General features: G+C 34.3%; 16 protein-coding genes and 1 riboswitch. Of the genes, 13 read left to right on the top strand and 3 right to left on the bottom strand.

All coding sequences use genetic code 11. The annotated features are described in order from the left end of the window. Positions 1 to 18 precede the first annotated feature (18 nt). Positions 19 to 110: riboswitch (glycine riboswitch) on the top strand. 68 nt (positions 111 to 178) lie between these two features. From gcvT to gcvPB, 3 genes are read left to right on the top strand one after another with little or no spacing between them, the layout of a single operon-like run. Further along, positions 179 to 1255 (top strand): glycine cleavage system aminomethyltransferase GcvT, encoded by a 1077-nt coding sequence (gcvT, locus tag HMPREF3029_RS04365; protein WP_068128494.1) that lies wholly within the window; start codon positions 179 to 181, stop codon positions 1253 to 1255. Between the two features lie 27 nt (positions 1256 to 1282). Beyond that, positions 1283 to 2626, top strand: a complete 1344-nt coding sequence (gcvPA, locus tag HMPREF3029_RS04360) for an aminomethyl-transferring glycine dehydrogenase subunit GcvPA (protein ID WP_068128328.1) — start codon at positions 1283 to 1285, stop codon at positions 2624 to 2626. Then, on the top strand, positions 2619 to 4103 hold the full coding sequence (gcvPB, locus tag HMPREF3029_RS04355; RefSeq protein WP_068128329.1) for an aminomethyl-transferring glycine dehydrogenase subunit GcvPB: 1485 nt from the start codon (positions 2619 to 2621) through the stop codon (positions 4101 to 4103). The genes gcvPA and gcvPB overlap by 8 nt, the downstream gene beginning before the upstream one ends. A 39-nt stretch (positions 4104 to 4142) precedes the next feature. On the opposite strand, the gene HMPREF3029_RS04350 is transcribed toward gcvPB, so the two are convergent. Then, entirely contained in the window at positions 4143 to 4526 is a 384-nt protein-coding gene (locus tag HMPREF3029_RS04350; protein WP_068128333.1) for a rhodanese-like domain-containing protein, read from the bottom strand. An 80-nt stretch (positions 4527 to 4606) separates the two neighbouring features. Between HMPREF3029_RS04350 and HMPREF3029_RS04345 the strand changes: the two genes are divergently transcribed. Beyond that, complete coding sequence (locus tag HMPREF3029_RS04345) at positions 4607 to 5422, top strand: lipoate--protein ligase family protein (RefSeq protein ID WP_070622135.1); 816 nt, start codon at positions 4607 to 4609, stop codon at positions 5420 to 5422. A gap of 20 nt (positions 5423 to 5442) precedes the next feature. On the opposite strand, the gene HMPREF3029_RS04340 is transcribed toward HMPREF3029_RS04345, so the two are convergent. After that, entirely contained in the window at positions 5443 to 5664 is a 222-nt protein-coding gene (locus HMPREF3029_RS04340; RefSeq protein ID WP_068128337.1) for an SA1362 family protein, read from the bottom strand. Between the two features lie 12 nt (positions 5665 to 5676). After that, positions 5677 to 6237, bottom strand: coding sequence for a coiled-coil domain-containing protein (locus HMPREF3029_RS04335; protein WP_070622134.1), 561 nt, complete (start codon positions 6235 to 6237; stop codon positions 5677 to 5679). 108 nt (positions 6238 to 6345) lie between these two features. Here HMPREF3029_RS04335 and HMPREF3029_RS04330 point away from each other — a divergent pair, with 108 nt between their 5' ends. The 9 genes from HMPREF3029_RS04330 (at position 6346) to HMPREF3029_RS04290 (ending at position 13053) form a co-directional block, all read left to right on the top strand. Continuing rightward, positions 6346 to 7404 carry a M24 family metallopeptidase gene (locus HMPREF3029_RS04330; RefSeq protein WP_068128341.1) on the top strand — a complete coding sequence of 353 codons (1059 nt, stop codon included), beginning with the start codon at positions 6346 to 6348 and terminating at the stop codon, positions 7402 to 7404. 12 nt (positions 7405 to 7416) lie between these two features. Then, positions 7417 to 7974, top strand: a complete 558-nt coding sequence (gene efp / locus HMPREF3029_RS04325; protein WP_040928337.1) for an elongation factor P — start codon at positions 7417 to 7419, stop codon at positions 7972 to 7974. Positions 7975 to 8077: 103 nt separating this feature from the next. Next, positions 8078 to 8539, top strand: coding sequence for an acetyl-CoA carboxylase biotin carboxyl carrier protein (gene accB / locus HMPREF3029_RS04320; RefSeq protein ID WP_070622131.1), 462 nt, complete (start codon positions 8078 to 8080; stop codon positions 8537 to 8539). After that, a complete protein-coding gene (gene accC / locus HMPREF3029_RS04315; protein ID WP_070709987.1) occupies positions 8539 to 9888 on the top strand; it encodes an acetyl-CoA carboxylase biotin carboxylase subunit in 1350 nt (449 codons plus the stop codon). The genes accB and accC overlap by 1 nt, the downstream gene beginning before the upstream one ends. Positions 9889 to 9898: 10 nt before the next feature. Beyond that, positions 9899 to 10252, top strand: coding sequence for an Asp23/Gls24 family envelope stress response protein (locus HMPREF3029_RS04310; protein WP_083314977.1), 354 nt, complete (start codon positions 9899 to 9901; stop codon positions 10250 to 10252). Positions 10253 to 10263: 11 nt separating this feature from the next. Further along, complete coding sequence (gene nusB / locus HMPREF3029_RS04305; RefSeq protein WP_070709973.1) at positions 10264 to 10638, top strand: transcription antitermination factor NusB; 375 nt, start codon at positions 10264 to 10266, stop codon at positions 10636 to 10638. 4 nt (positions 10639 to 10642) lie between these two features. Continuing rightward, on the top strand, positions 10643 to 11983 hold the full coding sequence (gene xseA / locus HMPREF3029_RS04300) for an exodeoxyribonuclease VII large subunit (RefSeq protein WP_070456469.1): 1341 nt from the start codon (positions 10643 to 10645) through the stop codon (positions 11981 to 11983). After that, positions 11976 to 12185, top strand: a complete 210-nt coding sequence (xseB, locus tag HMPREF3029_RS04295) for an exodeoxyribonuclease VII small subunit (protein WP_068128354.1) — start codon at positions 11976 to 11978, stop codon at positions 12183 to 12185. The genes xseA and xseB overlap by 8 nt, the downstream gene beginning before the upstream one ends. After that, positions 12178 to 13053, top strand: coding sequence for a polyprenyl synthetase family protein (locus tag HMPREF3029_RS04290; RefSeq protein WP_070709972.1), 876 nt, complete (start codon positions 12178 to 12180; stop codon positions 13051 to 13053). Before xseB ends, HMPREF3029_RS04290 begins: the two co-directional genes overlap by 8 nt. Positions 13054 to 13115 lie beyond the last annotated feature (62 nt).

Below are 13115 nucleotides of genomic sequence, written 5' to 3'. Positions count from 1 at the left end.
GAAAATTGATGTTTTCGGTTGAACGATGTCGGAGAGAACGTATAATTACGTCGCCGAAGGAGCAAGCCTTTTTAGGTGAATCTCTCAGGCAAAAGGACGATATCGTGACGAATCCTGAAGATATTTCAACAGGGCACTTTTTAATTAAAGTGTCCTTTTTTTTATAAAAAAGGGGGATATTATGAGTGAATTAAAGAAAACACCACTTAATGATTATTATCGTGAAGTTGGTGCAAAACTTGTAGATTTTGGCGGCTGGGAAATGCCTGTTCAATTTACGAGTATTATTGATGAACATAACGCTGTACGCGAAGACGTTGGTATTTTTGATGTCTCTCATATGGGAGAATTCAAAGTTACAGGTAGTGAAGCAGTTGACTTTTTAAACTACGCATTAACAAATGACGTATCTAAATTAAAAGTTAATCGTGCGCAGTATACGACAATTTGTAACGAAGACGGTGGAGTAATTGATGATTTATTAATTTATCGTCTAGATGACAATACGTTCTTCTTAGTTCCGAATGCTGGAAACAAAGACACAGATTATGAATGGTTAACTAAGATTGATGGCTATGACGTAGAAATATCAGATGAGTCAGATGATTACGCTGTAATCGCAATTCAAGGGCCAAATTCAAGAGCGATGGTACAAAAACACGTTGACGAAGATCTTTCAGAGATGAAAATGTTCGACGCAAAACAAAATGTATCACTTGCTGGACATGACGTACTATTATCTCAAAGTGGTTATACAGGAGAAGATGGTTTTGAAATTTATATGAAGCCAGATTCATTAGAAGAATTATGGAAACTATTCAAAGATGATGGTGCAACTGAATGTGGTCTTGGTGCGAGAGATACGTTAAGACTTGAAGCTGGTTTACCACTTCACGGTCAAGATTTATCTCCAGAAATTACTCCAATAGAAGCAAGAATCGGATTTGCTGTAAATGCAAACAAAGATAAATTTATTGGTAGTGATATCTTAAAAGATCAAAAAGCAAATGGTGCTCCACGTCGTTTATCCGCATTTGAAATGACTGGTAAAGGTATTCCAAGAACTGACTATGAAGTATTTGATACTGAAGGTAACAAAGTGGGATACGTTACAAGTGGTACAAAATCACCATCCTCTGGTAAAGCAATTGGATTTGCTTTAGTAGACACTGACTTCTATGAAGACGGTAAGGAATTTATCGTTAAAGTTCGTAAACGTGAAATTCCAGCTCAGTTTGTTAAAAATTTTAAATAAAACATTAAACTTTTAAGGAGTGTAAATATGAGTCATCGTTATTTACCAGTAACAGAAAAAGACAAGCAAGAGATGCTAGATGTCATTGGCATTAAAGATGTTAATGAACTATTTTCAGATATCCCTGAAGAAGTAAGATTTAAAGGCGATTTAAATATTGAACCAGCTAAAGATGAACATTCACTAGTGAGAGAAATGACGCAAATTGCTAACAAAAACATTACGTCAGTTACTCACACATCATTTTTAGGTGCAGGTGTATATGATCATTATATTCCTTCGGTTGTAGATTCTATTATCTCTAGATCCGAATTCTATACTGCATACACACCATATCAACCTGAAGTTTCTCAAGGTGAATTACAAGCAATCTTTGAATTCCAAACGATTATCTCAGAATTAACAGGCTTACCAATTGCAAACTCATCAATGTATGATGGAGCAACTGCATTTGCTGAAGGTGCAACGATGGCTGCTGGTGCAACGAGAAAGAAAAAAGTTGTTGTATCAGGTGCAGTTCATCCTCAAACGTTAGAAGTCGTCAAGACTTATGCAAACGCTCAAAATGTAGAAGTAGTTGTCGCTGATTTAGACGGAACTAAGACTGACTTAAAACATCTTGAAGAATTAGCAGATGAAGACACAGCAGCAGTAATGGTACAATATCCAAACTTCTTTGGTTCAATTGAAGATTTAGAAGCAATCGAAAAGATTGCACATAAGCATAAAGGGTTATTCATTGTAAACTCTAACCCACTTGCACTTTCATTACTTACACCTCCAGGTGAATTCGGTGCAGATATCGTTACTGGGGACACACAAGTATTCGGTATCCCGTCACAATTCGGTGGACCACACTGTGGATACTTTGCAGCGACTAAAAAATTAATGAGAAGAATGCCAGGACGCCTTGTCGGACAAACTAAAGATGACGAAGGTAACCGTGGTTTCGTATTAACTTTACAAGCACGTGAACAACATATTCGTCGTGAAAAAGCGACTTCAAACATCTGTTCAAACCAAGCGTTAAACGCTCTAGCATCATCAATTGCAATGAGTGCTTTAGGTAAGTATGGTGCGGTAGAGATGGCAGAAAACAACATCCAAAACGCACATTACGCAAAAGAAGCGTTTAAATCTGCTGGATTTGAAGTATTTGGTGATATGAACTTTAACGAGTTTGTCGTTAAGTTAAACAAAGATGTCACTGAAATTAATGATGAGTTATATGAAGACGGATTTATCGGTGGTTATGATTTAGGATTAGACTTTGAAGCGTTCAAAAATCATATGCTAATCGCTGTTACAGAACTACGTACAAAAGATGAAATTGACGCGTTTGTTGAAAGGTTAGGTGCTTATAATGGCTAAAAAAGGTTCAAGCCCATTAATTTTTGAAAGAAGTATTGAAGATCGTTATGCATATTCGTTACCTAAACTTGAAATCGAGAAAAAAGAACTTTCTAGTTTATTAGATGATAAATTTATCCGTAAAGAAAAAGCTGAGTTACCAGAAATTAGTGAACTTGATTTAATTCGTCACTACACTGAACTCTCAAACAAAAACTGGGGAATCGATTCAGGATTCTATCCATTAGGATCTTGTACGATGAAATACAACCCTAAAATTAACGAACAAGTTGCTCGTCTTGCTGGATTTGCTTATTCACATCCATTACAAAACGAAAAAGCAATCCAAGGATCATTAGAAGTAACTTATCGTTTACAAGAATCATTAAAAGAAATTACTGGGATGGATGAAATCTCATTACAATCAGCAGCAGGAGCTCAAGGTGAGTGGACAGCTTTAATTATGATTAAAGCATTCCACGAAGCAAACGGCGACTTCCAAAGAACAGAAGTAATTGTTCCAGACTCAGCACACGGAACAAACCCAGCTTCAGCAACAGTTGCTGGATTCGATTCAGTTACAGTTAAATCAAACGAAGACGGAACTGTAGATATCGAAGACTTAAAACGTGTTGTAAGTGATAAAACTGCAGCAATCATGTTAACTAACCCGAATACTCTTGGTCTATTCGAAAAAGATATTTTAGAAATTAGAGATATCGTACACGGTGCGGGTGGTAAGTTATACTATGACGGCGCGAACTTAAACGCGATTATGGCTAAAGTTCGTCCTGGAGACATGGGCTTTGACGCAGTACACTTAAACTTACACAAAACATTCACCGGTCCACACGGTGGTGGTGGTCCTGGTTCAGGTCCTATCGGAGTTAAAGCGGACTTAGCGAAATTCTTACCAAAACCTCACGTTAAAAAAGAGGGAGATACGTATAAACTCGATAACGATATTCCACAAAGTGTTGGGCGCGTAAAACCTTACTTTGGTAACTTTGCGATTTACTTACGTGCATACACGTACATCAGAACGATGGGGCCAGAGGGGCTTAAAAAGGTTTCTGAAGATGCAGTGTTAAATGCGAACTACATGATGAGACGTCTTGAAGGTACTTATCATTTACCATACACACAACACTGTAAACACGAATTTGTTTTAAGCGGTGTGAATCAGAAGAAAGAAGGAGCACGTACTCTAGATATAGCAAAACGTTTATTAGATTACGGTTATCACCCACCAACAATCTACTTCCCACTTAACGTTGAAGAAGGTTTAATGATCGAGCCTACTGAAACAGAATCGAAAGAAACGTTAGATGGATTTATCGATGCATTACTAAATATCGATAAAGAAATCAAAGAAGATTTAGACTTGGTATTAGAAGCTCCACATACAACAGTAATCGGAAGACTTGATGAAACACTTGCAGCACGTCATCCAGTATTACGTTATGAAAAAGAAGATATTATCGAAGATAAAAAATAATTGAAAAAAGCGATTCGAATTTTTCGAATCGCTTTTTCTTTATTTAGAATTAATTTTACCAGTCCATTTAGCGATACCACTTTTTAATACGTAAATATCTTTATGACCCTGTTTCTTTAAAATTCTTGCAGCTCTTAGCGCTGTACGACCATTTTGGTCGTATAAGTGTACAGGTTGGTCTGTACGTAGTGATTTCGCTCTCGTATTAAATGTGCTTAGAGGGATGTTACGTGCACCTAATATATGTCCGTGCTTATAAGAATCTTTTTCTCGTAAGTCGACGAGTTGCACTTTACGTAAGTTTTGACTAAATTCTTCTTCACCTACAATATTAACGCCTCTAACACTTAATACAGCATTAATTATAAATAAAACTATTAAAATAGCTAAAACAATTAATAAAATTATTGTCGTAGTACTCACACAATCGCTCCTTTTTAGATACAATATATATTATAGTGTGTTTGTCACAATTTTAAAAGTGTAATCTGGGGGAGAGAAATTTGACAGCAAAATGGAGTTATATTAAAAGTGGTAAACAAGATGCGTTTTATAACATGGCGCTAGACGAATTACTCATGAAGAAAGTTGAGAAGGGTGAGATTAATCCAGTATTACGTTTGTATGAGTGGGAAATCCCAACTCTGTCAATTGGTTATTTTCAAAAGATACATAGAGAAATCGATGTTGAAAAAGTAAAAGAGTATGGCTACCAGCTCGTAAGGCGTAAAACGGGTGGTCGCGGTGTATTACACGATAAAGAACTAACGTACAGTCTCGTGTTACCTGAAAATTACGAAGGAATGCCACATACTGTAACAGAAAGTTATAAAGTATTATCGATGGGATTACTAGAAGGGTTTAAAAATTTAGGTTTAGACGCTTATTTTAGTATTCCGGAAAAAACTAAAACAGAAATACGTTCGAGCGTATGTTTTGATACACCGAGCTGGTATGAACTTGTCGTTGAAGGAAGAAAAATCGCAGGAAGTGCACAGACAAGAAATGATGGTGTTATTATGCAACACGGTTCAATACTTCTAGATGTTGATATCGATCATCTATTTGATATGTTTAAATTTACAAATGAACGTTTTAAACAAAAAATGAAAAGTGATTTTAAATCAAAGGCTGTTCCGATTAATGATCTAACAGACAAAAATATAACAGTCGATGAATTATACATAGCATTTAAAGACGGATTTGAAAAAGGATTATCAATGACAACGACGGAATATACGTTAACAGAAGACGATTTAAACCAACTTGACGTCTTAATCGAGAAATACAAATCTGAAGAATGGAATTATAAACGATAATAAAAAACGTAAGTTTAGAATTAATCTCTAAACTTACGTTTTCTTTTCGTTTTACGGACCGCACGTCTATATTTTCTTTCGTCTTCAGATAAAATGAAGAAGTAATATATACCATAAAAAATTAAACCAATAATGACTAAAGAAACAGCCATATTAAATATTAAATTAAAAACAGTATCTAAATTAGTGAGAAGACCAATAATTGCTATGATAATTACGATATAAAATAATATTTTTTTCAATTGAATCAACCTTTATAAATATTTATTGAGATCTTTGATTTTATTCAGCTGTTTTTCGATATTCTTTTTATCATCTTTACCAATCGCTTCGTTTAAAGTGTTAATCTCTTTAAGTAAGTTACTATTAAACACTTCTATTTTATTATGTTGCCGATTTAACATATCTTGAAGTTTTAATTCATCTACGTCGCTGTTATATGTGTTTATAATCTCTTTTAAATTAGATTCGATATTAGAAACGGTACGTCCGTCAATATCCTCTTCTTCCTTAAAGTTTTCCGCTTCTATTGAAAGAACATCTAACTCTTTTTTAACACCATTTGCATATACACGGACGACATTTTGATATTTAGAGATGTTAGTATCTTTCTTATCACGACTAATACGTGAAATTTCTTCTTCTATATTTTTAAAATCATCTTTCAGTTTTTGATTTTCAACTTCAACAGAGTGTAGCTCCTTTTCAAGCTGTTTAACTCTATTAGATTTTTCTTCATATTTTTCATTTAAATTTTCTGGTGAGCAAGCTACTAAGCAAAGTGAGATTGCTCCAATATATAATGATTTTTTCATTAGAATCCCTCTCAATACTTTATTATTCTACCATTTCTTTAAAATTATTAAAAAGAAAATGAAAAGTCTTTTAAAATACGGTAAACTACGGTTAAGGAGTGATTATGAATGAGCATTATCGAAAAAACAAAAGAGTTACTAAAGAAATATGAAATAGATGCGCTAATCGTATCTAGTACTTACAACAGAAGATACGTCTCAGGGTTCACAGGATCAAGTGGCGTAGTAATAGTAACTGATGAAGGACAGTACTTAGTATCTGATTTTAGATATAATGTACAAGGACGTGAAGAAGCACCTGATTTTGAATTCGTGTTACAAAAGGGAAGTTTAACGTCGTTTGTCATCGAATTTTTAAAAGAAAAAGGCGTTAAAAAACTCGCGTTTGAAGCAGCCTATACGAATTATAATGAGTACAATACATTAAATGAGCATTTTGAACTCGTACCGATTAACAACGAGTTTGAAACTTTCCGTATGGTTAAATCAAATGAAGAAATTGAAAAAATTAAAGTCGCTTGTAAAATCGTCGACGAAGCATATGAACGTATTTTAAAATTTGTAAAAGTCGGTATGACAGAGTTAGAAGTTAAAGCTGAGCTAGAATATATTATGGCGCAACTCGGTTCAGAGGGTCCGAGCTTCGATACGATAGTAGCGAGTGGTCATAGAGGGGCATTACCTCACGCAACACCTTCAGAAAAAGTTATTGAAGATGGAGATCTTGTGACGTTAGACTTCGGTGCAACTTATAAAGGGTATGTTTCAGATATTACACGTACGTTTGGTGTCGGTAATGTTTCAGACGAACTCAAAAAAGTGTATAATATTGTATTAGAAAGTCAGTTAAAATCTTTAGAAACAATTAAAGCTGGATTTACTGGTAGCGAGGCAGATAAGGTAGCTAGAGATATTATTGATCAAAATGGATATGGTGAAAACTTTGGTCACTCACTCGGTCACGGAATTGGTCTAGAAGTACATGAAGGTCCAGGACTCGCAAAAACTGTCGATACAGTGTTAGAAGAAAATATGATTATTACTATCGAGCCAGGTATTTATGTTGAAGGACTTGGTGGCGTTAGAATTGAAGATGACGCGCTCGTAACTAAAGATGGACTTCAAAAACTGACACATAGTAGTAAAGAGTTATTCATAATCAAGTAGGAGGATAATTTAATGATTTCAGTAAATGATTTTAAAACAGGACTTACAATTGAATTTGATAACGGTATTTGGAGAGTTATTGATTTCCAACACGTTAAGCCAGGAAAAGGTGCGGCGTTTGTACGTTCTAAATTAAGAAACTTACGTACAGGTGCAATTCAAGAAAAGACGTTTAGAGCAGGTGAAAAAGTCGGGACAGCACATATCGATAACAATAAGATGCAATTCTTATATAACGATGGTGACGGATATGTGTTCATGGACAATAACACGTTTGAACAAGTAACGATTCCAAAAGAACAGTTAGAACATGAAATTAATTTCTTAAAAGAAAATATGAACGTGTCTATTATGACGTATGAAGGTGAAACTTTAGGTGTTGAACTACCAAAAACTGTAGAGCTTGAAGTAGTAGAAACAGAACCAAGCATTAAAGGGGATACTGTTTCTGGTGCGACAAAAGAAGCGAAACTCGAAACAGGTTTATCTATTCAAGTACCACTATTTGTCAATAATGGTGACGTACTTGTAGTAAATACTGAAGAAAGTTCATACGTTTCAAGAGCATAATCTTTTTAAAAGCAGATATTTTATCTGCTTTTTTTAATTACCATTTGAATTGGTCATACCACTAAAGTAAAATACTATTATAAACAGTTTAGGAGATTTGATTATGAAATTAGAATATATAGACCAACTCATTGAAAAAATGGAAACAGCTAATTTAGTTGAACTCACATATAAAGACAAAGAAGTGGATATTAAACTTAAGCGTGAATCAAAAGTGCCACAATATCAAGCGCAACCTGTACAACCAGTACAGTCTGTCGAAGCACCTGCTCCACCAGCGCCAGTAGCAAGTGTTCCAGAAACTAGCGCTCCTGCTGCTGATACTTCAAACATTCATACGATTAAAGCGCCGATGGTTGGAACATTTTATAAGAGTCCATCACCTGAAGCAGATCCTTATGTTCAAGTCGGCGATAAGATTGAAAACGATACGATCGTATGTATTTTAGAAGCGATGAAACTATTCAACGAAATTGAAGCAGAAGTTTCCGGTGAAATTGTAGAGATTTTAGTTGAAGATGGAGAAATGGTTGAATATAACCAACCATTATTCAAAGTTAAATGATAAAAAAAGTATTAATCGCAAACCGAGGAGAAATTGCAGTACGTATTATTCGTGCGTGTCATGAACTCGGTATTGAAACAGTGAGCGTATACTCAGAAGCGGATAAAGATAGCTTACACCGGAAACTCGCAACTGAGTCGTATTGTATCGGCCCTAAATTATCTAAAGACAGTTACTTAGATATGATTAGTATCATAACAATCGCTCAAAATACAAACTGTGATGCAATCCATCCAGGGTATGGCTTTTTAGCTGAAAACGTCGATTTCGCAGAGATGTGTGATGCGAGTAATTTAATCTTTATCGGTCCACATTATAAAACAATCGCTTTAATGGGTGTTAAGGACGTTGCAAAGGATACGATGCAAAAAGCAAATGTCCCGACAGTTCCAGGATCTGATGGTGTTGTAAAATCACTAGACGATGCAAAGAAAATTTCAGAAGAAATCGGATATCCTGTCATTATTAAAGCAAGCTACGGTGGTGGCGGTAAAGGTATTCGAGTTGCACGTAACGAGCAAGAGTTAATTCAAAACTACAAGTTAACTGAACAAGAAGCCGAAAGTGCGTTTGGGAACAAAGATTTATATATCGAAAAATATATTAGCAATTTTAGACATATTGAAATCCAAGTACTCGGTGATTATCACGGCAATGTCGTTCATCTTGGAGAAAGAGATTGTACTGTTCAACGCCGAATGCAAAAGTTAGTTGAGGAAGCTAAAAGTCCAATTATTTCTGAAGAAGTTCGAGAAGAAATGGGGCAAGCTGCAGTACGTGCAGCGAAATTCATCGACTATGTAAACGCAGGTACAATTGAATTTATATATGACCTTGACGAAGAAACGTATTACTTTATGGAAATGAATACGAGAATTCAAGTCGAACATCCTGTTACAGAAATGATTACAGGGATCGACTTAGTTAAGATGCAAATCAAAATTGCAATGAGAGAAGAAATACCATTCACTCAAGAAGACATTGAGTTTAATGGACATGCGTTTGAATTCAGAATTAACGCAGAAAATCCTTATAAGAATTTTATGCCTTCTGCTGGTAAAATTACGAAGTTTAAAGAACCAGGTGGATTCGGTGTACGTTTAGAAACTGCATGTTATCAAGGATATACAATTCCACCATATTACGATTCGATGATTGCAAAACTAATCGTATATGGAAAAGATAGAGACGACGCATTACAAATTGCACGTCGTGCGTTAGATGAATTCATCGTTGAAGGTATTAATACGACGATTCCTTTCCATCAAAAAATCATTAATAATGAAGCGTTTATTAATAACGATTATAATACGAATATGCTAGAAAACCATGATATAATGAGTGAATGAGGTGATTATAGTGGAAGTATTAGGACACGATGAATCTATTGGTAAAATTAAAATTTCAACAGAAGTACTTGAAGTTATTTCAAGTATCGCTGTTTTAGAAACAAAGGGTGTTTCATCTTTACAAAATAACTTAGCGAGTGGAACAATTGAAAAAATTGGTAAAAAATATCGCGGCAAAGGTATCCGTGTGGATGAGTCAAACGGATATTTAAAAATTTCTGCGTACGTCAATCTATCTGATGGTAGAAATGTGCACAAGATTGCAGAAAATATCCAAGAAAATATAAAACAATCTATCTCAACGATGCTCGATATTAATGTAATTGATGAAATTAATGTTCACATCGTAAATATTGCGAAGTAATAGGTGTTTTTATGAATAGACATGAACAAAGAATCAAAGCATTTCAAATACTATTTCAAATCGATAATGACGCCGTGTCACTAGAAGATGTGAAATTTAAAGAAATGTATAGTAAATATGATTATATTAAGCAATTAGTCGACTATTATATTGAACATCAAAATGATATTGATGATAAAATTAGTAGTTTACTAAAAAACTATACGTTAGATCGTATTAGCAAAGTCGACAGAAATGTCTTACGTGTATCTGTAACAGAGATTATTTCTACAGATATACCGAAAAAAGTGATTATTAACGAAGCTGTAAAAATCACAAAAGTCTATAGTGACGTAAACAGTTTTAAATTCGTAAACGGTGTGTTAAAAAACTTTAAAAACGAGTGATATTATGACGAACGAGCAAGTGCTAACTGTGAGTGCTTTATCATCATATATTGAAGAAAAATTTGTTAGAGACCCGTACTTAGAACGGGTCTTTATTAAAGGTGAGATATCTAATAGTAAATTACATAGTTCAGGTATTTTATATTTCACTTTGAAAGATGAATCGACAACACTACGCGGTATTATGTTTAGTAATAGTGTGAAGCGACTAAAAAAAGTTCCGAGTGATGGGGACGGAGTCATCGTAGAAGGTAGGATATCTGTCTACAAACCCGGAGGATATTATCAAGTTATCGCAAACGATATTGTACTCGATGGTCAAGGACAGTTATATGAAAAGTTAGAACAAAATAAAAAGATGCTTCAAGCGCAGGGTTATTTTGATCCAGCACATAAAAAACAACTTCCTTATTTTCCAAAAACAATTATTTTAGTCACAAGTGCGACAAGTGCTGCATATGAAGACATGATACATGCTGCTGAAAAGCGTTTCCCACTTACAAAAATAAAAGTCATTAATACGTTAATGCAAGGTGAAAAGAGTATCGATTCTGTCATTAACAACTTAGATTATGTAGATCAGTTACATGCTGATGTTGTTATTTTAGCGCGTGGTGGTGGTTCAATTGAAGACTTATGGACATTTAATGAGTTAGAAGTTGCCAAAAAAGTATTTAATATGAAAACACCAATTATCACTGCAATTGGACACGAAACAGATACGACACTCGTGGACTTTGTATCTGATAAAAGAGCGACAACACCAACGCAAGCAATGGAGCATGCTTTGCCTGATCAACGATATTTAAAAGAGAGAGTTATCGAATCACAATTAGTATTGAAAAAGAAAATACAAGATACACTTCTCAACAAACAATCAAAACTTGAAAGCCATAAAAGCTATTATAAATTTAGAATGCCAACACGGTTGTATGACCAACATTTACAACAACTCGTCTATAAAAAAGATCAATTAGAGTCGTTGTATAATAAAAAGTATAATGAAAGACACCATCAATTTAGTCATTTGAATTATAAAATCAATACGCTCAGTCCACGACATATTATTGAAAACGGACAAACACAAAATAAGCAATATCGACAGTCATTAACTAAATTAATGCAATATAAGATAGAACATTCTAAATTGCAAGTAAAAAACAAACTTGAAATTTTAGATAGTTTAAATCCACTAGAAATTCTAAAACGTGGATACTCATTTGTTAGTTTAGATGGACACGTCTTAAAGAGTACAAATGATGTGGATGTCGGAGATGTAATCCAAGTGAAATTAAGTGATGGTCGCTTAGAAACAAAAATTACTGAGGTGTATAAAGATGAGTGAATCAGTAAAGGAAACACAAAGCTTTGAAGAAAAAATGAAAACACTAGAGTCAATCATTGAACAATTAGATCGTGAAGATGTTCAATTAGAAGAGTCTTTAGATTTATATAAAAAAGGTATCGAACTTTCTAAACAGTGTGATGAGATATTAAAAAATGCGCAACTTGAAGTCGAAGCTTTAGAAGGTAATACAGATGATTAATAGCTATCAAAAATATTTAGACGATGTCGATAAACATATTAAACATCATTTAAGTTTAAATCATGTGTCTGATCGTATTAAAGAATCTTCGTTATATTCAATTTCCGCAGGTGGTAAAAAAATACGTCCACTCCTTCTCTTTAAAACGTTGAGAGCACTTAATCACGAATTAAGTAACGGGGTACCTATGGCTGCTGCTATAGAAATGGTCCATACGTATTCATTAATACATGATGATTTACCTGCGATGGATAATGACGATTATAGACGTGGAAAACTGACAAACCACAAAGTGTATGGTGAAGCAACTGCAATTCTAGCTGGTGATAACTTATTAACAGAAAGCATTCATCTATTAACTCTCGCGGATTATAGTAACGATGTTAAAGTTAAACTTATTGAAACTCTTACTTCTGCAGCAGGTCAAAATGGAATGATCAGTGGCCAGATGAACGATATTTTAAGCACAAATGCATCGATTGATTATGAAACGTTAGAACAAATTCATCGTCATAAAACTGGAAAACTAATGGTTGCACCAGTAATATCAGCAGCAATTATTGCAAACCAAAATGAAGATGTTATTGTGACATTACAGCGATTTGCGGAAGAACTAGGATTATTATTCCAAATTAAAGACGATCTTTTAGATGTACAAGGTACTAAAGAAGAAATCGGTAAAGAAGTCGGCACAGACGAAAAAAACAATACGACGACATATGTCTCTTTATTCGGTATTGAAGGTGCGACAGATCTTCTAAAGAAAAAAGAGAAAGAGACGACTGAATTATTATATCGATTAAAAGATGAAATTGATATTATTCATTTAGAAGATATCATTACCATTGTTGTAAATCGTACGAAATGATATTCATACATATGGATATCATTTCTATTTTTATAATCTTTTTTAAATGATATAATTAGAAA

Origin of the sequence: Nosocomiicoccus sp. HMSC059G07, from assembly GCF_001815515.1 — a bacterium.
GTDB lineage: Bacteria > Bacillota > Bacilli > Staphylococcales > Salinicoccaceae > Nosocomiicoccus > Nosocomiicoccus ampullae_A.
Note: the sequence above shows the minus strand (reverse complement) of the source record. Positions and strands in the feature narration are given on the sequence as shown.

What these genes read in the sequence shown, in the direction of transcription:
- gcvPA (WP_068128328.1), top strand. Translation starts at nt 1,283, where the DNA reads ATGAGTCATCGTTATTTACCAGTAACAGAAAAAGACAAGCAAGAGATG.
- gcvPB (WP_068128329.1), top strand. Translation starts at nt 2,619, where the DNA reads ATGGCTAAAAAAGGTTCAAGCCCATTAATTTTTGAAAGAAGTATTGAA.
- HMPREF3029_RS04335 (WP_070622134.1), bottom strand. Translation starts at nt 6,237, where the DNA reads ATGAAAAAATCATTATATATTGGAGCAATCTCACTTTGCTTAGTAGCT.
- HMPREF3029_RS04330 (WP_068128341.1), top strand. Translation starts at nt 6,346, where the DNA reads ATGAGCATTATCGAAAAAACAAAAGAGTTACTAAAGAAATATGAAATA.
- efp (WP_040928337.1), top strand. Translation starts at nt 7,417, where the DNA reads ATGATTTCAGTAAATGATTTTAAAACAGGACTTACAATTGAATTTGAT.
- accB (WP_070622131.1), top strand. Translation starts at nt 8,078, where the DNA reads ATGAAATTAGAATATATAGACCAACTCATTGAAAAAATGGAAACAGCT.
- nusB (WP_070709973.1), top strand. Translation starts at nt 10,264, where the DNA reads ATGAATAGACATGAACAAAGAATCAAAGCATTTCAAATACTATTTCAA.
- xseA (WP_070456469.1), top strand. Translation starts at nt 10,643, where the DNA reads ATGACGAACGAGCAAGTGCTAACTGTGAGTGCTTTATCATCATATATT.
- xseB (WP_068128354.1), top strand. Translation starts at nt 11,976, where the DNA reads ATGAGTGAATCAGTAAAGGAAACACAAAGCTTTGAAGAAAAAATGAAA.
- HMPREF3029_RS04290 (WP_070709972.1), top strand. Translation starts at nt 12,178, where the DNA reads ATGATTAATAGCTATCAAAAATATTTAGACGATGTCGATAAACATATT.